Here is a 22,369-nt window from a genome sequence, read left to right as displayed (position 1 = left end):
TTAGGCTGAGTGCATGCCCTCGACCCTCGCCCCGCCTTTTCCCTGGGCCGACGTCTGGGGGCAGGAGGCCGCCGTCGAGACGCTGCGCGCCGCCGCGTCCGATCCCGCCGCGCTCTCGCACGCCTGGCTGATCACGGGCCCTCCGGGCTCCGGACGCTCGACCCTCGCCTACGCCTTCGCCGCCGCGCTCATCGCCGAGGGGCCGGACGACGAGGCCACGATGCGGCAGGTCCTCGCCGGTACCCACCCCGACGTGACCGCGCTCCGCACCGACAAGGTGATCATCACCATCGCCGAAGCGCGCGCCCTCGTCGAGCGCTCCTACTTCGCCCCGTCCGCCGGCCGCTATCGGGTCATCGTCGTCGAAGATGCCGACCGGATGGTGGAGCGCACCTCGAACGTGCTGCTCAAGGCGCTGGAGGAGCCGCCGGAGCAGACCGTCTGGATCCTCTGTGCGCCCAGCGAGGCCGACCTCCTCCCCACAATCCGGTCGCGCGTGCGGTCGCTCCGGCTTCGCGAACCCGACGTGGCGGACGTGTCCCGCCTCATCAGTCTCCGCACGGGAGTGGACGAGGTGGTCGCCGAGCAGGCCGCCCGACACGCGCAGCGTCACATCGGCATGGCCCAGCGTCTCGCCACCGACGATTCCGCACGTCGCCGCCGCGACGAGACGCTCCGCGCCGTGATCGGGGTGCGCGGAGTCAACGACGCCGTCGAGGTCGCCGGCCGCATCATCCAGGCGGCGACGGAGGACGCCAAGGCGCTCACCGCCGAGCGGGACGCAGCGGAACGTGCCGCTCTCCTGCGCACCGTCGGGGTCGCCGAGGGGCAGGCGGTGCCTCCGGCGCTGCGAGCCCAGGTGTCCGCGCTGGAGGACGACCAGAAGAAGCGGGCGACGCGGAGTCTGCGGGACGGCATCGACCGGGTCCTCACCGACCTGCAGTCGCTCTTCCGCGACGTCGTGATGCTGCAGTACGGTCGCGGCGACGACCTCATCAACCGCGAACTGCACCCCGAGCTGGCCGGCCTCGCCGCCGCCTGGAGCGTGGAGCGTACGCTCGTCGTGCTCGACCACCTGGCCGAGACCCGTGAGGCGCTGGAGCGCAACGTCGCCCCGCTGCTCGCACTCGAGAGTTTGCTCGTGACCGTCACGAGCGGGAGGAAACCGTGAAGACTCGATCCCTGTCCCGCCTCCGTCGCACCGCGGCCGTCGTCGCCGGCCTGGCTGCCGCCTCGGTCGCGCTCTCCGGATGCCTCTACGCCATGATCCCGGAGCAGTCCTCGAAGCCGGCCGTGGAGAAGACCCCGGACACCGAGGGTGTCGCGGAAGATCTGCTGCCGTTCTACTCCCAGGGGCTGGACTGGACCGACTGCGGTCCGGGCTTCGACTGCACGACCGTCACTGCGCCGCTCGACTGGGAAGACCCCGGAGCGGGAGAGATCGAGCTCGCCGTCGTGCGGCATCGCGCCGAGGGCGAGGCGATCGGCTCGCTGCTCATGAACCCCGGTGGCCCCGGTTCCAGCGGCGTCGACCTCATCCAGAGCAACCTCGACTACGCGGTGGGTCCGGCGCTCATCGAGAACTACGACGTCATCGGCTTCGACCCGCGCGGGGTCGGCGCCTCCACCGCCGTCACCTGCTACGACGCGAAGGAGATGGACGAGTACCTCTACGGCATCCCTTCGGCGTCGCGGGGCACCCCGGAGTGGGAGGCCGAACTGCTCGACTCAGCCCGCGCCTTCGGCGAGGCGTGCGACGCCAACAGCGGGGGCATCCTCCCGTACATCACGACGGTGAACGCCGCCCGCGACATGGACCTCCTCCGTGCCGTCCTGGGCGACAAGGAGCTCAACTACCTCGGGTACTCGTACGGCACGTTCCTGGGCGCGACCTACGCCAAGCTCTACCCGGAGAAGGCCGGGCGGCTCGTGCTCGACGGGGCGATCGATCCCTCCGTCCCCGGCCTCGAGGTCGGTGCCACGCAGGCACTCGGCTTCGAGTCGGCGCTGCGGGCGTACATGCAGAACTGCCTCGACTCCGGCTCGTGCCCCTTCAACGGCACGGTCGATGAGGCGATGGCCGATCTCGGCGCGCTGCTGGCGAGCGCGGACCGCACGCCGTTGAAGAACGGGGACGGCCGCCTCATGGGCGCCGACGCCCTGATGACGGCGATCATCGCGGCGCTGTACTCGGAGGACAGCTGGGAGATCCTCACCCAGGCCCTGGACGAGGCGCTGCAGGGCGACCCGTCGACGGCCTTCCGCCTCGCCGACTTCTACAACGGTCGGGAGAACGGCACCTACATCGACAACTCGACCGAGGCGTTCCGCGCGTACAACTGCATGGACTACCCGGTCGAGGACGACCCTGCCGCCGAGGCGGCCACCGAGAAGAAGATCGCGGAGGGGGCGCCGACCATCGCCCCGTACTGGTCCGGACCGGACCCGTGCGAGGTGTGGCCGTATCCGCCCACCGGGACCCGCGAGAAGATCACCGCGGAAGGCGCGGGGCCCATCGTCGTCGTCGGCACGACCAACGACCCCGCGACCCCGTACGAGTGGTCGGAGTCGCTCGCCGATCAGCTCTCCGAGGGCGTCCTCATCACCCGCGTGGGCGAGGGCCACACCGGTTACAACAAGGGCAACGTCTGCGTGGACGAGGCGGTGGAGGCCTTCCTCCTCGAAGGCGTGGTGCCGGAAGACGGCCTGCGCTGCGAGTGATCGCGCCTCGATTCGCGAGTGAGCGCGAGACAGGGTAATATCGGTGATCGCGCCGCTCACGCGTCGCACGCCGCTTTAGCTCAGTCGGCAGAGCATTTCACTCGTAATGAAAAGGTCGTCAGTTCGATTCTGACAAGCGGCTCAGGAAAACCCCCGGAACCCTCGTGGTCCCGGGGGTTTCCTCGTCTCCGGGCCCGGCCGCGGGGCGTACTCTCGGAGCATGAGCAGAGCGCTTCTCATCGTCGATGTGCAGAACGACTTCACCGAGGGTGGTGCCCTCGCGGTTCCGGGCGGTGACGCGGTGGCCACCGCCGTCTCCGCCTACCTCTCGTCCCACGCCGACGACTACGAGGTGATCGTGGCCTCCCGGGACTGGCATGATGCCGACGGCGACAACGGCGGCCACTTCTCCACGACCCCGGACTATACCGACTCCTGGCCCGTGCATTGCGTCGCCGGCATGGCCGGAGCCGAGTATGATCCGTTGCTCGTGACCGACCGCGTCACCCACCACGTGCGCAAGGGCCAGGGCCGCCCGGCCTACTCGATGTTCGAGGGGGTGACCGACGACGGTGCGACGGTCGCCGCGGTGCTGAGTGCGGCCGGCGTCGTGACGGCCGATGTCGTCGGCATCGCCACGGACCACTGCGTCCGGGCTTCTGCGCTCGACGCGATCGCCCACGGCGTCCACGTCCGTGTGCTCACCGACCTGATCGCCGGGGTCGCCCCCGAACCCAGTGCCGCTGCTCTCGCCGAGCTTGCACACGCCGGTGCCGAACTGCTGGAGAGCGCGGAGACGTGAGTCGCAGCGTCCTCCTCCTCCGCGCGGTCAACGTCAGCGGACGCAACAGTGTGCCGATGATGCGGCTGCGCGAGCTGCTCGCCGCCGAGACCGACCTGGGGGACGCCTCCACCTACATCGCGAGCGGCAACATCCTCTGCGCGACGCCGCGAGAACCCGCGGCGGCCTGCGCGACTGTCCGGGCGCTCATCGCGGCGGAGTTCGGTGTCGACACTCCGGTCATCCATCGCACGCACGCCGAGCTCGCCGAGTCCGAAGCGGCCCAGCCCTTCCCGGAGGGGGAGCTGAAGCTCGTGCACGCGATGTTCCTCGACGGTGAGCCCGCCCCCGGGGCTCTCGAGGCCCTGCACGAGCGCCTGATGCCGGGGGAGCGCCTCGCCCTGGTCGGACACGATCTGTGGATCGACTACGCCCCCGGCGGGGTGCACACGACGAAGCTCTCGAAAGCCGTGCTCGACCGGGCGCTCGGGGTTCCCGGCACGGCGCGCAACCTGCGCACGGTGCGGAAGCTCATCGCGCTGACGGCGTGACCACGGCCCGGCTCAGCGCGGTCGGCGGCATCTGGGCATGCCAGGCGAGGTCCACCCGACGAGAATCGCAGCCCGAGCACCGGACGTACAGCACGACACCCTCGCTCGTGGGATGGCGCGACTCCACGAGCCAGGCGTGCTCGTGGGTGTCGTCGGGGGAGGTGAGACGGGGGATCGGGAGGGTGTCGGAGGAGGCCATGGGACCAGCGTGGTGTAATGGTCTTATGCATCTCAACCCTTACGGGGAGTATGCGGTGCTCCTCGCCGCCTCCCTCGCGAACGACTGGCCGGAGGACCGCGCGGGGATCGAGGAGCGCACGCTCGCGCTGGGGATGACGCAGACGTTTCCGCCGGCCCCCGACGACCACGCGCAGGTGCGCGCCGTGATCGACGACTGGCTGGCCATCGTGGATGAACCGGACCCCGATGCGCGGGCCGCCCTGCTCAACGATCAGCTCGCCACCGCGGGCGCCTATCCGCGGCTCACCAATCACGATGACGAGGGCTGGCACCTGCACTACCGGGACGACGTGCGCTCGCTGCCCTTCGTGCTGCGCGCGGTTATCAACCTCGGCACGGCGCTGCACCTCGTGACCCGGGGGATGAACCGACTCGGGCGCTGCGACGCGCCGCCGTGCACCAACGTCGTCGCGGACGTGACGCGCAACGGCCGCCAGCGGTTCTGCTCCGTGAGGTGCGCGAACCGGGCGGCCGTGCGGCGCCATCGGGCGCGCGTGAGCTGATGGTCAGGCGGTCTGTCCCGCGTGCTTGCCCTCGCCGATCTCCTCGACCAGCTTGGCGTTGAACGCCGGGAGGTCATCGGGGGTGCGGCTCGACACGAGCCCCTCGTCGACGACGACCTCCTCGTCCACCCAGCTCGCGCCGGCATTGCGGAGATCGGTCTTCAGGCTCGGGTAGCTCGTGATCGTCCGGCCGTCGACGACGCCGGCCTCGATGAGGATCCAGGCGCCGTGGCAGATGACGCCCACCGGCTTGTGCTGCTCGAAGAACGCACGTGCCAGGTCGATGGAGGCGTGATCCATCCGGAGGTGATCCGCGTTCACCACGCCGCCGGGCAGCACGAGCGCGTCGAACTGGTCGGCGCTGGCGTCCGCGGCCTTCAGGTCGACGGCCTGTTCGTGGCCGTTCTTCCCGGTGATCGCTGCTCCGTCCGGGGCGATGAGTGTGGCGCTCGCGCCCTCCGTCGTCACCGCCTCCCAGGGGCTCGTGAGCTCGCTGTCCTCGAAGCCGTCCGTCGCCAGGAATGCCACGCGGTTTCCGGTGAGAGTCATGGTCCGTCCTTTCGGTAGGAAGTCGCCCTGTTCCGGGGACTCCTCGACCCTCTCGCAGGGCTCCGGGCGTCGCCAGGGGGTGGCCAGCCGCGGACGACGGTGATACAGAGCGGCCGCGCTGGCGGGAATGGCATCGGCGACTCGATACGATCCAGACATGCGCCTCCGCCCTGCTCTCCTCCTCCTGCCGGTGCTGGTCGTCCTCGCCGGCTGCACGCCGGCTCCGGAGCCGACACCGACCGTGACCTCCACCCCCTCGGAGACGCCGTCGTCCTCGCCCGTCCCGACCACGGCCCCGACGCCCACGGAGACGTCCGCGCCGCCGGCTGCCGGCGCCTTCGCGAAGGGGCAGCTCGTCTCTCTCTGCACCGAGAAGATCCGCTCGATCTCGCCGGATGCGACGTTCTTCGCCGACATGGCGACCACGGAGTGGCTGGAAGAGTCGGCGGTGTGGTTCGTGGCCGTCCCGGAGACGATCGACGGTCAGGACAACGTCGCCGTCTGCGGCATCGGGGGGAGCCCCGAGGCCCCGGACTTCGTGATGCACGGCGAGACGCTGCCGGACGGCGTCGCCGGGATCCGCGACGACCTGCTCGCCGGGAACGCCGGCGGCGACGACTGAGGATGCGGTGGGCCCCGTGGGGCTCGAACCCACGACCCGCGGATTAAAAGTCCGATGCTCTGCCAACTGAGCTAGAGGCCCGTGCTCCCAGTCTAGGGGGCGCACGACGAGGGGCCGTCGGCGCCACAGCCGCCGACGGCCCCTTCACCTGCCCCGTGTCCCTCCTGACAACAGGGGAGGCCGTGTGCCGGTCGGGTCGCCGGCACCATCCCTGGCTTACTCAGCCGGGGGCATCAGGACCGAGTCGATGAGGTACACGGTCGCGTTCGCGGTCTGCACGCCGCCGCAGATGACGTTGGCGTCGTTGACCATCCACTCGTCACCGCTGCCGGTCACCTCGAGGTCGGCGCCCTGGACGGTGGTGTGCATGCCCTCGATGTCGGACGGCTCGATCTGGCCGGGGACCACGTGGTACGTGAGGATCGAGGTCAGCAGGTCGCTGTCGGTCTTCAGCGTCTCGATGGTCGCGGCGTCGATCGTCGCGAAGGCGTCGTCGACCGGGGCGAACACGGTGAACTCGTCGCCGTTGAGCGTGTCGACGAGGTTCACGTCGGGGTTCAGCTCACCGCTGACCGCCGACACGAGCGTCGTCAGCATGGGGTTGTTCGAGGCGGCGACCGCCACCGGGTCCTGGGACATGCCCTGGATGGAACCGGCGCCGTCCGGGACCTCTTCCGCGTAGGCCTCGCAGCCGGGGCCGACGAGGTTCGCGGCGGGATCCATCTCCATCGGCGTCGACTCCGACGACTCCGGGGTCGTCGGCTCCGACGACTCCTCCGTGCTCGTTCCGCTGCCCATGGAACATGCCGAGAGCAGGAATGCGCTCGCCAGACCCAGGGTGACTGCTGCGGTGACCTTCTTCTTGGTGCTGAACATGTCGAGCTCCTTCGAAACTCCGGCCACGGCCTCTCCGTGGCGTCGAGGGCTGTTCGGAAGCCTCCCCGGATCGGATGGGAGGAATTTCGAGATTCTCCGAAATCGGATCCGATCCAATCCGCTGCGGGGGGTCGGCGCGAACAGCACCCGACAGAGACGAGGACCTCATGGACCTGATCATCATCGGCCTGCTCGGCGGGCTCATCACCGGCATCTCGCCGTGCATCCTGCCCGTGCTCCCGGTGATCTTCCTCACCGGCGGTGCCCAGTCGGCGTCCTACGAGGGGGAGGCGGTGCCGGCGAAGCGCAGCCGCCCCTACTTCGTCATCGCCGGCCTCGTGCTGAGCTTCACGCTCGTGACGCTCGCCGGCTCGCTCCTGCTGGGCCTGCTGAACCTGCCGCAGGACATCATCCGCTGGGTCGGCATCGCGGTGCTGGTCGTCATCGGGGTGGGACTCATCGTGCCGCGGTTCCAGCACATCCTGGAGCGGCCGTTCCAGCGCTTCGGACAGCGCGAGGTGAAGAACCGCGGCAACGGCTTCGGTGTCGGCCTCGCCCTCGGGGCCGTGTTCGTCCCGTGCGCGGGCCCGGTCCTCGCGGCCATCATCGTCGCCGGCTCCACGGGGCAGATCGGCGTGGGCACCGTGCTCCTCACCGTCTCCTTCGCGATCGGCGTCGCGGTGCCCCTGCTGGTCTTCGCGCTCGCGGGGCGCAGTGTCATCGAGCGCATCCGGGCCTTCCGGACGAAGGAGCGGGCGCTCCGGATCGCCGCCGGCGTGGCGATGATCGGCCTCGCCGTTGGTCTCGTGTTCAACGTGCCGCAGGCGCTGCAGCGTCTGCTCCCGGACTACACCGCGCCCCTGCAGGAGCAGATCGCCGACTCCGAGCAGGTGCAGGACGCCCTCGACCTCGGCGGCCTGGTGAACGAGGAGAACAAGGACCTCGACAAGTGCACGAACGGCGCGACCGAGCTGGAGTCCTGCGGGACGGCGCCCTCCATCAAGGGGATCCAGCAGTGGCTCAACACCCCGGACGGGGAGGCGATCGACCTGAAGGACCTGCGCGGCCAGGTGGTCCTCATCGACTTCTGGGCGTACTCCTGCATCAACTGCCAGCGCTCCATCCCGCACGTCGTGGCCTGGGACGAGGCCTACCGGGACGCGGGACTGCAGGTGATCGGCATCCACTCGCCCGAGTACGCGTTCGAGAAGGATCCGGGGAACGTCTCGGCGGGCGCGCGTGACTTCGGCATCGAGTACCCCGTCGCTCTCGACAACACCCTCTCCACCTGGACCAACTACCGCAACCGCTACTGGCCCGCGCACTACCTCATCGACGCGGAGGGGACCGTGCGCCACATCTCCTTCGGCGAGGGCAACTACGCCGCGACGGAGGCGATGATCCGGGAGCTGCTGCAGGACGCCGACCCCGACGTCGATCTCCCCGCCGCCACGGACGTGAAGGACGAGACCCCGGACGTGGGAGCCACGACCCGGGAGACCTTCCTCGGCTCCTCGAAGGACGTCAACTACGGCGGCGGCGACGAGTACCGTCGCGGAGACGGCAGCTTCCGCTTCCCGGACGACCAGCCCGACGACAGCTTCGCCCTGGACGGCGACTGGACGGTGGAGACCCAGTATGTGACGCCGACCGCTGACGACGCGCGGATCCGGTTGCAGTATCGGGCGGCTGAGGTGCGCATGGTCGTCGCGGGGTCGGGGGAGGTGGTGGTCACCGACGCCGACGGGAACGCGCAGACGATCCGGATCGACGGGACGCCACGCTCCTACGGGCTGCTCGAGCAGGACGACATCGCGAAGGGCACGTTCACGCTCGAGGTCCCCACCGGCGTCGAGGTGTATTCGTTCACATTCGGGTGACGTCTGCACGGGAAGAGGGAGGAGATACGGCATGCTTATGGAGATGGTCATCGATGGGATGGACGTCCCCGAGGACGGGACGGCGCCGCAGGATGCTGTCGCCGACCTCCTCGTCCGCGTCGCCTCCGGTGATCAGGCTGCCTTCGCGGCTCTGTACGACTCCCTCTCCTCCCGCGTCTTCGGTCTCATCCTCCGCGTGCTCGTGAACCGCGCGCAGAGCGAGGAAGTGCTGCAGGAGGTCTTCCTCGAGATCTGGCAATCCGCTTCCCGGTTCGCTCCGAACAAGGGACAGGGACGAACCTGGGTGATGACAATCGCGCATCGCCGGGCCGTGGATCGGGTGCGGGCTTCGCAGTCGAGTGCGGACCGGGACGTGCGCGCGGGATTCAAGGACCTCGGCGTCGCGCACGACAGCGTGGCGGAACGGGTCGAGCTGGGGATCGAAGGAGAGCGGGTCGTCGCGGCGCTGACCGGGCTTCCGGAGGCGCAGCGGGAGGCGCTCGTCCTCGCCTACTACGGCGGTTACAGTCAGAACGAGATCGCGGCGCTCGTGGGAGCACCGCTGGGCACGATCAAGACACGGATGAGAGACGGGCTGACCCGGCTCCGCACGGCGATGGGGGTGACGGCATGAACGAGAAGGACTTCACGGAGCTCGCGGCAGGTGCCGCACTCCACGCGCTCTCGGCGGACGACGAGCGTCGGTACCGCCGTGCCCTCGCCGAGCACCCGGAGTGGGCGGCGCAGGACGACGCCGACGCCGATACGGCCGCTCTCCTCGCGGACGGCGTGGCCCCGGTCGCCCCACCCGCCGGCATCCGTGCGGCCCTGCTCGCGCAGATCGCCCAGACTCCGCAGGGCTCCGCATCCGCATCCGCCTCCGAGCCCGACGGCTCCGCGGACGAGAGCCCCGCCTCCGGCGCCGCCTCTCCCGGCCCGGCTCGCCGCTGGACCCGGCTCGCGTTCGCGCTCGCCGCGTGTCTCGCGCTCCTGGTGGGCGTCGGCATCGGTGCGGTCGCGCTGAACGACCAGTTGAACCGCCCGGCGAGTGTCGTCGCGCTGCAGGAGATCGAATCCGCGGGCGACGCGCAGAAGGCGACGGTCGAGCTCGACGACGGCGCGACGGCCACCGCGCACTGGTCGGGCTCGGTCGGCAAGGCCGTGCTCGTCACGGACGGGCTGCCCGAGGTCGCGGACGGCAAGACGTACGAGCTGTGGTTCGTGCGCGGGGAGGACCCGATCGCCGCCGGCGTGTTCGATGTCGACGGCGGGGAGGCCACCGCGCTCCTCGAGGGCGAGATGCAGGCCGGCGACGCCATCGCGGTGACGGTCGAGCAGGAGGGCGGATCGCCGTCCGGGCTGCCCACGACCGACCCGGTGATCGTCATCCCGACGGCCTGAGCGTGGGAGGCGGGGCGTACCCTGGAGGGATGCCCGAGCAGCACCATCGCCCCGTGCGTCGTCCGACGAGCGCCTTCGACAACATCGTCGGCGCCCATGATCCCGCCGAGGAGACACGCGTCGCGCACGCCACCGCCTCCGCGTTGCTGACCCGCGTCCGCGAGGACGAGAGCGGGGCGAGCGTCGAGCGGCTGATCGCCTTCACGAGCGAGCACGGCATCGACGAGATCGCGGAACTGTGGTCGAAGGCGCCGTCGCGCACCCTCCCGGGGTCGCTGTGGCGGCTGTACGTCCTCCAGCTCGCGATCCACGGCGATCCGCGCACCGCGGCCCTGCTCTACGACCGGGGCCGGGTCGAGCTGCCGTCGGCCGACGCCGTGGTCGCCGGGGCGCCCGTGCCGGCGAGCCCGGACGAGCTCGTCGCGCTCATCGACACGATCCTGCGCGGCGCCTTCCGCGGCGACTTCGCCGTGGCGCTGGAACGCGCGGCGGCGTTCTGCCGCGTCCAGGCCTCGGGGGCGACGCACACCGCCGACGACTACGAGCCCACGGAGCCCGCGCGGGCCAGCGAGCTCACCACGCGGGCGCTGCGACTGAGCAGCTATGCCCAGGACCTCGCGGCGTCGGCGGCCCTGTGGCGCACGGGCGCCCTGGCCTGAGTCCGAGCGGGCGGGACATCATCCGGACAGAGAAAGACCGGGCCGCAAGAACGCCTCTCGGCGGAAGGCCGCTCGCAGCGGCGAAAATTGGAGCCCGGGGTTATGCGGCCCGGCCACTCCAGTGTAACGCGAGGACGCGGTGGGTATTCCCGGCGGCCTAGGCTCGGTGACATGACCCGTCGCTTCGCCCTCATGATCGATCCCGTCGCCGCCGACGAGCAGCGTGCCGACTACGCCGACACGTTCACGCAGGTGGACGCCGCGGCCCCCGCCCTCAGCGTCGGCGAGCTGAGCACGCAACGGGGCGACGGCGTGTTCGAGTCCATCGGCGTGATCGACGGACATGCGCAGGAGGTCGTCCCGCATCTGGAACGTCTTGCGCACTCGGCGCGACTCTGCGACCTCCCGGTGCCGAACCAGGAGCAGTGGCGGCAGGCGATCCAGCAGGCCGCCGCACAGCTCGGCGCGGGGGAGTCGGTCATCAAGCTGATCCTCAGCCGCGGCGTCGAGCACGGGCCGACGCCGACCGCGTGGGTCACGGCGGCTCCGGCGGCGGACTTCGCCGCGGTACGGCGGAACGGCGTCAAGGTCGTCACCCTCGACCGCGGATACGACCTCGGCGCCGCGGAACGGGCGCCCTGGCTGCTGCTCGGAGCCAAGACGCTGTCCTACGCGGTGAACATGGCGGCCCTGCGCGAAGCCAAGCGCCGCGGAGCCGACGACGCGATCTTCCTGTCGAGCGACGGCTTCGTGCTGGAGGCTCCGACGGCCTCCCTCATCCTGCGCTTCGGCGACCGCTTCACGACGCCGGCCCCGAACGGCGGGATCCTGCACGGCACCACGCAGCTCAGCGTCTACGACCACCTTCTCGCGCGGGGCTTCGAGGTCGGGTACGACCGCATCCCCGCCACCGATCTGACGCAGGCTGACGCCGCATGGCTCGTGTCGAGCGTGCGTCTCGCGACCGCCATCACCGCGATCGACGGCACGCCGGTCCCCGTCGACACCGCCCTCACGGACGACCTCAACGCCTACCTCCTCTCCCCGCGCGACTGAGCCCTCCGGCGGGACGGAGACGAGAACGGGCCCGGACGCGAGGCGTCCGGGCCCGAAGGTCGAAAGGGTGCGGGTCAGCCGAAGCGGCCGGAGACGTAGTCCTCGGTGGCCTGCACCGACGGGGTCGTGAAGATGCTCGTGGTGTCGTCGTACTCGATGAGCTTGCCGGGCTTGCCGGTGCCGGCGATGTTGAAGAACGCGGTCTTGTCGGAGACCCGGCTCGCCTGCTGCATGTTGTGCGTCACGATCACGATCGTGAACTCGTTCTTGAGCTCGCCGATCAGCTCCTCGATCGCGTAGGTCGAGATGGGGTCGAGGGCCGAGCACGGCTCGTCCATCAGCAGCACCTCTGGGGAGACGGCGATCGCGCGGGCGATGCAGAGACGCTGCTGCTGGCCGCCCGAGAGCCCGGAGCCCGGACGGTCGAGGCGGTCCTTGACCTCGTTCCACAGGTTCGCGCCGGTAAGGGACTTCTCGACGAGGTCGTCCTGCTCGCTCTTCGACATGCGCTTGTTGTTGAGCTTCACACCGGCGAGCACGTTCTCCTTGATCGACATCGTGGGGAACGGGTTCGGCCGCTGGAACACCATGCCAACCTGGCGACGCACGAGCACCGGGTCCACGCCGGCACCGTAGAGGTCCTTGCCGTCGAGCAGCACCTCACCCTCCACGCGGGCGCCGGGGATCACCTCGTGCATGCGGTTGAGGGTGCGGAGGAAGGTGGACTTGCCGCAGCCCGACGGGCCGATGAAGGCCGTGACGCTGCGCGGCTGGATGTCGAGGGAGACGCCTTCGACCGCGAGGAAGTTGCCGTAGTAGACGTTGAGGTCGTTGACTTCGATGCTCTTGGACACGTGGATTCCTATTCTGAGTGGTCGGGCGCTCAGCGGCCGTTGACCTTCGGGGCGAACAGCTTCGCGATCAGGCGGGCGAGCAGGTTCAGCACCATGACGATGAGGATGAGGGTGAGGGCGGCGGCCCAGGCGCGCGCGACGGCGGCGTCCGGGCTCGTGCCCTGGTTCATGTACTGGTTGTAGGCGAACACCGGGAGGGTCATCATCTGACCGTCGAAGATGTTCGTGTTGAGGCTCTGCGTGAAGCCGGCGGTGAGCAGCAGCGGGGCGGTCTCGCCGATCACGCGGGAGATGGCGAGCATGACCGAGGTCATGATGCCGGCGATCGAGGTGGGCAGGACGACCTTGAGGATCGTGAGCCACTTCGGCACGCCCAGGGCGTAGGAGGCCTCGCGCAGCTCGTTGGGGACGATCCGGAGCAGCTCCTCGCTGCCGCGCACGACGACAGGGGTCATCAGCACGGCGAGGGCGAGCGCGCCCATGAAGCCCATCGAGATCCCGGGACGGATCAGGAGGGCGAACACCGCGTAGATGAACAGACCCGCGACGATCGAGGGGATGCCCGTCATCACGTCGACGAAGAACGTGATGGCCTTGGCGATCTTGCCGCGGCCGTACTCGACGAGGTAGATCGAGGTCATCAGACCGACCGGCACCGAGATGATCGTGGCCGTGAGCGTGATGAGGACGGTGCCCCAGATGGCGTGCACGATACCGCCGCCGTCGCCGACGACGTTGCGCATCGAGTAGGTGAAGAACTCGGCGTCGAAGCGCTCGAGGCCGTTTGCCACCACGGTCCACAGCAGCGAGATCAGCGGCAGCAGGGCGATGAGGAAGGCCGTGGCGACGAGGGCCGTCATCAGGCGGTCGACGGCCTTGCGGCGGCTCTCGGCGATGGAGGAGATCACCGTGATGATCACCATGTAGAGCAGGATGCCGACGATGACGGTGCCCGCGATGTTGAAGTCCGCGAGCGGGGTGTCGGAGCCAGCGGCGGCGACACCGAAGACGGCGGCGGACACGACGAACGAGACGCCGAGGAGGGCCCACGGAGCCCACTTCGGCAGGCGGCCGGAGGTGAGGGCGGTGGTGCTCGCGGCGGGCGGAGCGCTGGTGAGGGCGGTCATGTCAGTTCGCTCCCGAGAACTCGGCGCGGCGGGCGACGATCCAGCGCGCCAGCGCGTTGACCGCGAAGGTCACGACGAAGAGGATGAGGCCGGTCGCGATCAGCGTGTTCACGCCGGTGCCGTGCGCCTCCGGGAAGGCGAGCGCGATGTTCGCGGGGATCGGCGTGGGGTTGGTGGCGGTGAGCACGAGGAAGCTGACGACCGCCGAGGGGGAGAGCACCATCGTCACGGCCATCGTCTCGCCGAGCGCGCGGCCGAGGGCGAGCATCGCCGCCGACACCATGCCGCCGCGGGCGAAGGGGAGGACGGCCATGCGGACCATCTCCCAGCGCGTGGAGCCGAGGGCGAGGGCCGCCTCCTCGTGGAGCTTGGGGGTCTGCAGGAAGACCTCGCGGCAGATGGCGGTCATGATCGGGATGCACATCACGGCGAGGACGAGGGCGGCGGTGAGGATGGTCTTGCCCGTCGCGGAGACCTGACCGCCGAAGAACGGCACCCACGAGGCGTTCTCGTTGAGCCACACGTAGATCGGCTGGAGCATGGGGGCGAGCACGAGGCCGCCCCAGAGGCCGAACACCACGGAGGGCACCGCGGCGAGCAGGTCGATGATGTAGCCGAGGAACGACGCCAGCCGCCGGTGGGCGTAGTGCGAGATGAAGAGCGCGATGCCGATGGCGATGGGGGCGGCGATCAGCAGGGCGATGAACGATGCCCAGAGGGTGCCGAAGACGAGCGGCCAGACGTACACCCAGAACGACTCGCCCCGCAGGATGTGGTTGTCGGTGGTGTCGAGCTGGAACGCCGGCAGGCTCTGGATGATGAGGAAGGCAGCGACGAGCGCCAGCACGATCAGGATGATGATGCCGGCCGCCAGCGCGGTGCCGGAGAAGACCCGGTCGCCGAGGCGCTGCTTGGCCTTGATCGGTGTGGGCGGCGCCGGTGTCGGTGCCGGTGCCGTTGTCGGCTCCTGCGCGGTCGTGCTCATGATCTCCCTGTTTCGGGCCGGGTGGAGATGGATCGGGTGCTGACCTGGCGGAGCCCCCGCGCCCGCTCGGGGACGCGGGGGCACCGTCGTCAGTGGATCGGCAGGATCAGCCGACCTGGATGAGGTCGATCGCGGCCTGGACCTGCTCGCGCAGGCCGTCCGAGATCGGGGCGCTGCCGGCGTTCTCCGCAGCGGCGTCCTGGCCCTCGGCGCTCGCGACATACGTGAAGTACTCCTTCACGAGCTCCGCGACGTTGCTGTCCTCGTACTGCTCGCAGCCGATGAGGTAGCTCACCAGGGCGATCGGGTAGGCGCCGTCCGCAGCAGCGGCCGGGTCGACGTCGAAGACGAGGTCGCCCTCACCACGGCCCTCGGCGAGCGGCGAGCCCTCGACGAGCTTCGCGGCGGCCTCGGCCGAGTAGGAGACGAAGTCCTCGCCGACGCCCACGGCGACCTGGCCGAGGCCGTCCGCCTGCGAGGCGTCGAGGAAGCCGATCGCACCGTTGCCGGCGGTGAGCGCCTGCTTCACGCCCGAGGTGCCCTGAGCGGCCTCGCCACCCTGGATCGGCCACTCGTCGGAGACCTCGTAGGTCCAGACGTCGGGGGCCGTCGCGCTGAGGTACTTGGCGAAGGTCTCCTGCGTGCCCGAGGGGTCGGAGCGGTGCACCGGCGAGATCGCCAGGTCGGGGAGCTCGACGCCGTCGTTCAGGGCGGCGATGGCCTCGTCGTTCCAGTTGGTGATCGTGCCGGCGAAGATGCCCGCGATCGTGGCGGCGTCGAGGTTCAGCGTGTCGATGCCCTCGAGGTTGAAGGCGACGGCGACGGGGGAGATGTAGAGGGGGACCTCGACGATGTCGTCGGTGGTGCAGGCGCCGAAGCCGCCGGCGGCGATCTCCTCGTCGTTGAACGCGCGGTCGGAGCCGATGAAGTTGCTGCCGCCCTCGAGGAAGTTCTCGCGGCCGGTGCCCGAGCCGGTGGGCTCGTAGTTGACCGTCACATCGGGGTTGGCCGTCTGGAAGGCGGCGACCCAGGCCTCCTGGGCTGCGGTCTGCGACGACGCGCCGGTCGCGTCGATCGTGCCGGAGAGCGTGGACTCCGAGGGCTCTTCGCTGGAGCCGCCGGCTCCGCCTTCGTTCGCGGCACAGCCGGCGAGGGCGAGAGCGGCGACGGCGCCGATGGCGCCGATTCGTGCGATTCGGGAGATCTTCACTGTGGATCCTTCGATCTTGGAGGGGTGGGGCCCGGTGCAGGGCACACAGTGACGCTAGGGGCGACGGTTAACGAGACTCTCCCGCGCAGGTGAACGGCAGGTGAACGGCCGGCGACTCTCTGTCACCGATCCCCGTCACGGCGCGGCCCCGCCGTTTCGAATCGCCCACTTTGCGGCATCCCCGGCCCAGATGCAGCGAAGTGCGCGATTCGAACGTGGGGGAGGGATCAGACCTTCGGGGCGTGGGTCTCGATCGAGATGATGCCGGAGCCGGGATTGGTGGCCGAGACGTGCACCACGGAGAACGCGCCGGTCTCCAGATCGGCGGCGCTGCCGACGTACGAGCCGTGCACCGTGCCGGTCGCGAGGGCGATCTCCGAGAGGAGCGCAGGCAGCACCGGGCCGTGGCTGCAGAGCACGGCGGGCTTGCCGGCGCGGATGCGGCGGCCGACGACGGAGCGGAGATCGGCGACGCCGTCCTCCCAGGCGTCCTGGCTGATCTTCTCGGTGAGGACCGGCTTGCGGTCCAGGGCCTTGGCGAGCGGCGTGACGGTCTGCACGCAGCGCACCGCGTCGCTGGTGACGATCTTGCGCACGCCGAAAGCGCGGAGCGGTCCGACGATGGCCTTGGCCTGGCGCTTCCCGCGGTCGGTGAGCGGCCGGGCCGCGTCCGCCTTGTCCCACTCCGAACGGGGCAGGGCCTTCGCGTGCCGGAGGGCGATCACCGGGAAGGTCCGCAGCACGCCGTCGTCGACGAGGGCCGCGAACGCATCGAGGATCTCGAGGTCGACGGGGTAGCTCAGCGCGGCACGGGCCTTCTTCACGCTGACCCACTCGATGGCGGCGATCTCGCGGTTGGGCACGAAGGTCGACGCGCGGATCGCGGCGTCCGTCGCCTCGGCAGCCCAGTAGTGCACGACCTTCTGCTTGCGGGACGCGAGGTGATAGCGGCTGATCCCGACCGGCACGCCGAGGGCCACGCGGATGCCGGTCTCCTCGTGCACCTCACGGACGGCGGTCTCCGCGAGCATCTCGCCCGGGTCGACCTTGCCCTTCGGGAGGGTGACGTCGCGGTACTTCGTGCGATGGATGAGCAGGATCCGCAGCTTGCCGTCGACCAGACGCCAGACGACGGCGCCGGCCGCGTACACGGCCTTGTCCGCCCACTTCGCGTCGGCCGCGGACGGCGGGAGCTGGACCTGCCGCGCCGTCATCGAACCGCCCGTGCCCGACGACGTCGCTGGATCATCCCCATGGTCTTATCCTGCAGGTCGGTGAGCGGCTTGCCGTCGGCATCCACGGCGTGGCGCTCCCACACGCCGTCGCGGCCGAGGTGCCACGACGAGGTCCGGTCGTCCATCGCCAGGTCGAAGAAGGCGGTGAGCTCCTTGAGATGCGCGGGGTCGGTGACCCGCACCAGGGCCTCGACGCGCCGATCGAGGTTGCGGTGCATCATGTCGGCGCTGCCGATGTACACCTGCGGGTCGCCCTCGTTCTCGAACGTGAAGATGCGCGAGTGCTCGAGGTAGCGGCCGAGGATGCTGCGCACGGTGATGTTGTCGCTGATCCCGTCGAGGTCGGGCCGCAGGCTGCAGATTCCACGCACCCACACGTCGACCTTCACCCCCGCGGCGCTGGCGCGGTAGAGCGCGTCGATGATCTCCTCGTCGACCATCGAGTTGACCTTGATGCGGATGTGCGCGGGCTTGCCCGACTCGGCGATCCGGCGCTCGGCGTCGATCAGCCGCACGAGGCCCTTGCGGAGGTGGAGCGGGGCGACGAGCAGACGCTTGAACTTCTTCTCGATCGCGTAGCCGCTGAGTTCGTTGAACAGCCGGGTGAGGTCCTTGCCGACCTGGGCATCGGCGGTGAACAGACCGAAGTCCTCGTAGATGCGGCTCGTCTTCGGGTTGTAGTTGCCGGTGCCGACGTGCGAGTAGTGCTGGAGTCTGCCCTCCTCCTCGCGGATCACGAGGGCGAGCTTGCAGTGGGTCTTGAGTCCGACGAGGCCGTACACCACGTGCACGCCGGCCTTCTCGAGCTTGCGCGCCCACACGATGTTGTTGGCCTCGTCGAAGCGGGCCTTCACCTCGACGAGCGCGAGCACCTGCTTGCCTGCCTCGGCCGCATCGATGAGGGCCTGCACGACGGGGCTGTCCCCGGACGTCCGGTACAGCGTCTGCTTGATGGCGAGCACGTGCGGATCGCGGGCGGCCTGCTCGAGGAACGCCTGGACGCTCGTGGTGAAGGACTCGTACGGGTGGTGCACGAGCACGTCGGACTTCCGGATCGCCTTGAAGATGTCGGCACGGGTGTTGGAGCCCGTCGGCTGGAAGGCCACCGCGGTCGTGGGGAGGTGCGGCGGGTACCGCAGATCGGGGCGATCGATGCGCGACAGGTCGAAGAGGCCCCGCAGATCGAGCGGCCCGGGGAGGCGGTAGACCTCCTGGTCGGTGATGTCGAGCTCGCGCACGAGGAGGTCCATCGTGACCTCGTCCATGTCGTCGGTGATCTCGAGCCGGATCGGCGGCCCGAACCGGCGGCGCAGCAGCTCGGCCTCCAGCGCCTGGATGAGGTTCTCGCTCTCGTCCTCCTCGATCTCCACGTCCTCGTTGCGGGTGAGGCGGAACGCGTGGTGGTCGAGCACCTCCATGCCGGGGAAGAGATCGCCGAGGTGGTTGGCGATGAGCTCCTCGAGGCGGAGGAAGCGCTTGATCTCGCCCGTGGACGGCACCTCGACGAAGCGCGGCAGCATGGGCGGCACCTTGAGGCGCGCGAACTCCTGGCGGCCGGTCCGCGCATTGCGGATGCGGATGGCGAGGTTCAGGGAGAGTCCGGAGATGTAGGGGAACGGGTGCGCCGGGTCGACCGCCAGCGGCATCAGCACCGGGAAGACCTGCGCGCCGAAGTAGTCGGACAGCGCGCTGCGCTCGTCGTCGGTGAGATCCGACCACTCCGTGATCTCGATGCCGGAGTCGGCGAGGGCGGGGCGGACGAGCTTCGTCCAGGCGTCCGCGTGGCGGAGCTGGAGGGCGTGCGCTTCCCGAGAGATGTCGGCGAGGGCATCGACGGGGGAGCGTCCGATGTTGGTCGGCACGGCGAGACCGGTCATGATGCGCCGCTTGAGACCGGCCACGCGCACCATGAAGAACTCGTCGAGGTTGCTCGCGAAGATGGCCAGGAAGTTCGCCCGCTCCAGCTCGGGCAGCGACGGATCCTCCGCGAGTTCGAGCACGCGCTGGTTGAACGCGAGCCAGCTCAGCTCGCGGTCCAGATAGCGGTGGTCGGGGAGCTGCGAGTCCGGCGCCTCGACGGCGTCGTCGAAGTCGTCGTCTTCGGCGTCACCGAGTCCGGCGTCGGCGAGTGCGGGATCGATCATGGGGTACATCTAAGCACCGGCAGGTGTCGGGCGTGTGAACGGCGGTCAGCGCGAGCCGACCAGGCTGTCGTCCTCGTAGACGTTGAAGCGGTATCCGACGTTGCGCACGGTGCCGATGATCTGCTCCTGATCGCCGAGCTTGGCGCGGAGCCGTCGCACGTGCACGTCGACGGTCCTGGTGCCGCCGAAGTAGTCGTACCCCCACACCTCGCTGAGCAGCTGCTCGCGGGTGAACACCCGGGACGGGTGGGTGGCGAGGAAGTGCAGGAGCTGGAACTCCTTGTAGGTGAGGTCCAGCGGCCGCCCGTGGAGCTTGGCCGAGTAGGACTGCTCGTCGATCGTGACGCCGGAGGCCTGCACGCGCGCCGGTTCGGCGACCTCGTCCCGTCGCGCGAGCGCCAGACGCACGCGCGCGTCGATCTCCGCGGGGCCGGCGGTGGACAGCAGCACGTCGTCGATGCCCCATTCGCCGGACAGGGCGCTCATGCCGCCCTCGGTCACCACGAGCAGCAGCGGCGCATCCTGGCCGGTGGCCCGCAGCAGACGGCACAGCGACTTCGCCCCGACCAGGTCGTGACGGCCGTCGACGATGACGATGTCGTACTCCGGGGCATTGATCAGCTGCGCCGGCTCGGCCGGGATCTGCCGCGTGCGATGGCTCAGCAGCTCGAGGGCGGGCAGCACCTGCTCCGAGAGCGGAGCATTGGTCAGAACCAGCACCAGGGCCACGCGCACTCCTCACCGGCGGGGGGATCGACGCCGTGCCGCCATGATAGCGGCCACCGATGCGCAAGAATGGAGACATGTCAGAACCGGCACTCGCGCCCCGCAACGCCTTCACCGGCGTCATCGCGGTCTGGGCGACCGCGTTCGTCGGCAGCATCGTCATCGGGATCTTCGCTCCGGAGGAGTGGCGCATCCCCTGGATGCTGGTCGGCTTCGGCGCGGTGGTGCTGTTCTCCTTCGCCGTGCAGCTCTGGTACGGGCGCACGCAGGGCTTCATCTTCCGCGTCGCGAGCAGCGTGACCGGTGCGCTGCTGCTGATGGGGATCATCTCGGTCGGCTTCGGCCTGGCCGCCCTCATCCCCTCCTGACCCGGATCGCCGGGGGTAAGGTGGAGGTCATGGACATCATGGCGCTCGAAATCTTCTTCATCGGCCTGCTCGGCCTGGCGAGCCTCGCGATCGTTTTCGTGTCGGCCGTGGTGCTGCGCAACCTGTTCCGCGGCCAGCGCTGACGACATGATCGAACTCCCCACGGACCTTCCCGCCGACCTCGCCCCGCTGGCGTGGCTGATCGGCGTGTGGGAGGGGTCCGGGGTGATCGACTACCCGGTCGGCGAGGAGCGTCTGCAGGGCGAGTTCACCCATCGCGTCAGCTTCAGCCACGACGGGGGACCGTTCCTCAACTACGCGGCCACGGCGACCTTCGTCGGTGACGAGGGTGCGCCCGCCGTCCCGCTGACCGCCGAGTCCGGTTTCTGGCGCCTGGCGCGTCCGGCCGCGGCGACCGACGCGGGACCGGCGCTGCTGCCGCCGACGGCGACACCCGTCACCCGCACGGTCGACGACGTGGAGGCGCTGCGGTCCGACAACGGCGCGTTCCCGCTCGAGGTGTCGCTGGCGCGCTCGGACGGCATGCTCGAGTACTACCTCGGCGAGATCAACGGACCGCGGGTCGACCTCGCGTCGGACGCGATCGTGCGCGGCGCCGGTGCCAAGGACTACGGCTCCGCCTCGCGGATGTACGGGCTCGTCGACGGGCACCTGCTGTGGGCGTGGGACATCGCCGCCCTCGGCACACCTCTGCGGGCGCACGCCTCGGCACGTCTCGCTCGCGTCTGAACGGAGCACACCGTGAGCACCAGCGTCTTCGACGGCGTCCCCGGCGCGACAGCAGGGGAGCGCGGGATCGCCCACTTCGGCGATCCGTTCCGGGAGCAACGCCGCCTCGCGGCCGGAACGGCGATCGCGCCCCTCGACGACCGGGCGGTCATCGAGGTGTCCGGCCCCGAACGCCTCCCCTGGCTCGACTCCATCACGTCGCAGGCGGTGGGTCATCTGCGCGCGGGGGAGAGCACCGAGCTCCTCATCCTCGATCCGCAGGGACGGGTGGAGCACGCGGCCGGGGTCCTCGACGACGGCACCTCGACCTGGCTCCTGGCGGACGCCGGCGATGCCGAGGGTCTGGCGACCTGGCTGACGCGGATGAAGTTCCGCACCCAAGCCACGGTCGAGCTGCGCCCCGACCTCGCGCTGCTCGGCTTCGTCGACGGCGGTCCCGCGGCCGAGCGCGTGCGCGGCCTCGACGACGCGCGGATCTGGGTCGACCCGTGGCAGCAGGTCGCCGTCGGCGGCCATCAGTATGCCGACGTGGCCGCGCACCCCGGGGCCGACCTCGCCTGGCGGGTCGGCATCGTGCCCGAGACGGCGGCGCGGGCGCTCGCCGCGGAGCTCGGTCGGGAGGACGCCGCCGGTCTCCTCGCCGCCGAGGCTCTGCGCATCGGCGCCTGGCGCCCGCGGTGGGCCGCCGAGGTGGACGAGCGATCGCTGCCGCACGAGTCGGACTGGCTCCGCAGCGCCGTGCACCTGAACAAGGGCTGCTATCGCGGCCAGGAGACTGTCGCGAAGGTGCACAACCTCGGCCATCCGCCGCGGCGGCTCGCTCTGCTCCAGCTCGACGGCAGCGACGCCGTGCTTCCGGAACCCGGAGCCCCCGTGTTCGCAGGCGACGACGAGGTCGGGCACATCACCTCCTCCGCGCGGCATCATGAAGACGGGCCGATCGCCCTCGCCCTCCTGTCCCGTCGCGCCCCGATCGGTGATCTCGTCGTCCGGGCCGAAGGGATCGACATCGCCGCGTCCCAGCAGATCATCGTCCCGGCCGATGCCGGCGCCACCGCGGACGTCCCGCGCCTGACCCGGCTGTCCCGCCGCCCGACGGCGCCCGATCCCCGCGACGCCGGCGTTTGAGCG

General features: G+C 70.0%; 24 protein-coding genes and 2 tRNA genes. 15 read left to right on the top strand and 11 right to left on the bottom strand.

All coding sequences use genetic code 11. The annotated features are described in order from the left end of the window. Nucleotides 1–13: 13 nt before the first annotated feature. The 5 genes from BLU02_RS05875 to BLU02_RS05855 all read left to right on the top strand — a co-directional run bounded on the left by BLU02_RS05875 (nt 14) and on the right by BLU02_RS05855 (nt 4,053). The gene (locus tag BLU02_RS05875; protein ID WP_060922999.1) at nt 14–1,171 is read left to right on the top strand and encodes a DNA polymerase III subunit delta'; all 1,158 of its coding nucleotides are present in this window, start codon (nt 14–16) and stop codon (nt 1,169–1,171) included. After that, entirely contained in the window at nt 1,168–2,721 is a 1,554-nt protein-coding gene (locus BLU02_RS05870) for an alpha/beta hydrolase (protein ID WP_060922998.1), read from the top strand. The genes BLU02_RS05875 and BLU02_RS05870 overlap by 4 nt, the downstream gene beginning before the upstream one ends. Before the next feature lie 69 nt (nt 2,722–2,790). Further along, nucleotides 2,791–2,863, top strand: a tRNA-Thr gene (locus BLU02_RS05865). Nucleotides 2,864–2,941: 78 nt separating this feature from the next. Beyond that, complete coding sequence (locus tag BLU02_RS05860; protein WP_060922997.1) at nt 2,942–3,523, top strand: isochorismatase family protein; 582 nt, start codon at nt 2,942–2,944, stop codon at nt 3,521–3,523. Further along, a complete protein-coding gene (locus BLU02_RS05855; RefSeq protein ID WP_060922996.1) occupies nt 3,520–4,053 on the top strand; it encodes a DUF1697 domain-containing protein in 534 nt (177 codons plus the stop codon). The genes BLU02_RS05860 and BLU02_RS05855 overlap by 4 nt, the downstream gene beginning before the upstream one ends. Here the strand turns inward: BLU02_RS05855 and BLU02_RS05850 are convergent. Further along, the gene (locus BLU02_RS05850) at nt 4,034–4,252 is read right to left on the bottom strand and encodes a hypothetical protein (protein ID WP_060922995.1); all 219 of its coding nucleotides are present in this window, start codon (nt 4,250–4,252) and stop codon (nt 4,034–4,036) included. The genes BLU02_RS05855 and BLU02_RS05850 overlap by 20 nt on opposite strands. A 25-nt stretch (nt 4,253–4,277) precedes the next feature. On the opposite strand from BLU02_RS05850, the gene BLU02_RS05845 reads away from it, so the two are divergent. Further along, entirely contained in the window at nt 4,278–4,796 is a 519-nt protein-coding gene (locus BLU02_RS05845) for a CGNR zinc finger domain-containing protein (RefSeq protein WP_060922994.1), read from the top strand. A 3-nt stretch (nt 4,797–4,799) separates the two neighbouring features. On the opposite strand, the gene BLU02_RS05840 is transcribed toward BLU02_RS05845, so the two are convergent. After that, nucleotides 4,800–5,345: a type 1 glutamine amidotransferase domain-containing protein gene (locus tag BLU02_RS05840; RefSeq protein ID WP_060922993.1), complete on the bottom strand. Its 546-nt coding sequence runs from the start codon at nt 5,343–5,345 to the stop codon at nt 4,800–4,802. A 157-nt stretch (nt 5,346–5,502) separates the two neighbouring features. On the opposite strand from BLU02_RS05840, the gene BLU02_RS05835 reads away from it, so the two are divergent. Then, nucleotides 5,503–5,967, top strand: a complete 465-nt coding sequence (locus BLU02_RS05835) for a hypothetical protein (RefSeq protein ID WP_060922992.1) — start codon at nt 5,503–5,505, stop codon at nt 5,965–5,967. A gap of 8 nt (nt 5,968–5,975) precedes the next feature. On the opposite strand, the gene BLU02_RS05830 is transcribed toward BLU02_RS05835, so the two are convergent. Together BLU02_RS05830 and BLU02_RS05825 are read right to left on the bottom strand one after the other, a co-directional pair. Continuing rightward, a tRNA-Lys gene (locus BLU02_RS05830) sits at nt 5,976–6,048 on the bottom strand. Nucleotides 6,049–6,183: 135 nt separating this feature from the next. Continuing rightward, complete coding sequence (locus tag BLU02_RS05825) at nt 6,184–6,843, bottom strand: fasciclin domain-containing protein (protein ID WP_060923003.1); 660 nt, start codon at nt 6,841–6,843, stop codon at nt 6,184–6,186. A gap of 167 nt (nt 6,844–7,010) precedes the next feature. Between BLU02_RS05825 and BLU02_RS05820 the strand changes: the two genes are divergently transcribed. From BLU02_RS05820 to BLU02_RS05800, 5 genes are all read left to right on the top strand, one after another. Next, nucleotides 7,011–8,723: a cytochrome c biogenesis protein DipZ gene (locus BLU02_RS05820; RefSeq protein ID WP_060922991.1), complete on the top strand. Its 1,713-nt coding sequence runs from the start codon at nt 7,011–7,013 to the stop codon at nt 8,721–8,723. Between the two features lie 31 nt (nt 8,724–8,754). Further along, on the top strand, nt 8,755–9,357 hold the full coding sequence (gene sigK / locus BLU02_RS05815) for an ECF RNA polymerase sigma factor SigK (RefSeq protein WP_174521451.1): 603 nt from the start codon (nt 8,755–8,757) through the stop codon (nt 9,355–9,357). Beyond that, nucleotides 9,354–10,124: an anti-sigma factor gene (locus BLU02_RS05810; protein ID WP_083370905.1), complete on the top strand. Its 771-nt coding sequence runs from the start codon at nt 9,354–9,356 to the stop codon at nt 10,122–10,124. Before sigK ends, BLU02_RS05810 begins: the two co-directional genes overlap by 4 nt. A 29-nt stretch (nt 10,125–10,153) precedes the next feature. Beyond that, on the top strand, nt 10,154–10,783 hold the full coding sequence (locus BLU02_RS05805) for a hypothetical protein (RefSeq protein ID WP_060923078.1): 630 nt from the start codon (nt 10,154–10,156) through the stop codon (nt 10,781–10,783). 171 nt (nt 10,784–10,954) lie between these two features. Beyond that, a complete protein-coding gene (locus BLU02_RS05800) occupies nt 10,955–11,839 on the top strand; it encodes an aminodeoxychorismate lyase (RefSeq protein WP_060923077.1) in 885 nt (294 codons plus the stop codon). A 74-nt stretch (nt 11,840–11,913) separates the two neighbouring features. Here the strand turns inward: BLU02_RS05800 and pstB are convergent, their stop codons facing one another. From pstB to BLU02_RS05765, 7 genes are all read right to left on the bottom strand, one after another. Beyond that, nucleotides 11,914–12,693, bottom strand: coding sequence for a phosphate ABC transporter ATP-binding protein PstB (pstB, locus tag BLU02_RS05795; protein ID WP_025104291.1), 780 nt, complete (start codon nt 12,691–12,693; stop codon nt 11,914–11,916). 29 nt (nt 12,694–12,722) lie between these two features. Beyond that, nucleotides 12,723–13,820, bottom strand: a complete 1,098-nt coding sequence (gene pstA / locus BLU02_RS05790; RefSeq protein ID WP_060923076.1) for a phosphate ABC transporter permease PstA — start codon at nt 13,818–13,820, stop codon at nt 12,723–12,725. Between the two features lies 1 nt (nt 13,821). Then, nucleotides 13,822–14,805: a phosphate ABC transporter permease subunit PstC gene (gene pstC / locus BLU02_RS05785; RefSeq protein ID WP_060923075.1), complete on the bottom strand. Its 984-nt coding sequence runs from the start codon at nt 14,803–14,805 to the stop codon at nt 13,822–13,824. Between the two features lie 106 nt (nt 14,806–14,911). Beyond that, complete coding sequence (locus BLU02_RS05780) at nt 14,912–16,015, bottom strand: phosphate ABC transporter substrate-binding protein PstS (RefSeq protein WP_060923074.1); 1,104 nt, start codon at nt 16,013–16,015, stop codon at nt 14,912–14,914. Nucleotides 16,016–16,242: 227 nt separating this feature from the next. Then, complete coding sequence (locus BLU02_RS05775; protein ID WP_060923073.1) at nt 16,243–17,229, bottom strand: NUDIX hydrolase; 987 nt, start codon at nt 17,227–17,229, stop codon at nt 16,243–16,245. Continuing rightward, entirely contained in the window at nt 17,226–19,394 is a 2,169-nt protein-coding gene (locus tag BLU02_RS05770) for an RNA degradosome polyphosphate kinase (protein ID WP_060923072.1), read from the bottom strand. Before BLU02_RS05770 ends, BLU02_RS05775 begins: the two co-directional genes overlap by 4 nt. Nucleotides 19,395–19,439: 45 nt before the next feature. Continuing rightward, nucleotides 19,440–20,123, bottom strand: coding sequence for a winged helix-turn-helix transcriptional regulator (locus BLU02_RS05765; protein ID WP_060923071.1), 684 nt, complete (start codon nt 20,121–20,123; stop codon nt 19,440–19,442). Between the two features lie 74 nt (nt 20,124–20,197). Between BLU02_RS05765 and BLU02_RS05760 the strand changes: the two genes are divergently transcribed. The 3 genes from BLU02_RS05760 to ygfZ all read left to right on the top strand — a co-directional run bounded on the left by BLU02_RS05760 (nt 20,198) and on the right by ygfZ (nt 22,366). Next, entirely contained in the window at nt 20,198–20,488 is a 291-nt protein-coding gene (locus BLU02_RS05760; protein WP_060923070.1) for a hypothetical protein, read from the top strand. A 147-nt stretch (nt 20,489–20,635) separates the two neighbouring features. Beyond that, a complete protein-coding gene (locus BLU02_RS05755) occupies nt 20,636–21,238 on the top strand; it encodes a heme-binding beta-barrel domain-containing protein (RefSeq protein ID WP_025104300.1) in 603 nt (200 codons plus the stop codon). Nucleotides 21,239–21,250: 12 nt separating this feature from the next. Beyond that, nucleotides 21,251–22,366: a CAF17-like 4Fe-4S cluster assembly/insertion protein YgfZ gene (gene ygfZ / locus BLU02_RS05750; protein WP_083370904.1), complete on the top strand. Its 1,116-nt coding sequence runs from the start codon at nt 21,251–21,253 to the stop codon at nt 22,364–22,366. Nucleotides 22,367–22,369 lie beyond the last annotated feature (3 nt).

The organism is Microbacterium paraoxydans, assembly GCF_900105335.1.
Lineage (GTDB): Bacteria > Actinomycetota > Actinomycetes > Actinomycetales > Microbacteriaceae > Microbacterium > Microbacterium paraoxydans.
Note: the sequence above shows the minus strand (reverse complement) of the source record. Positions and strands in the feature narration are given on the sequence as shown.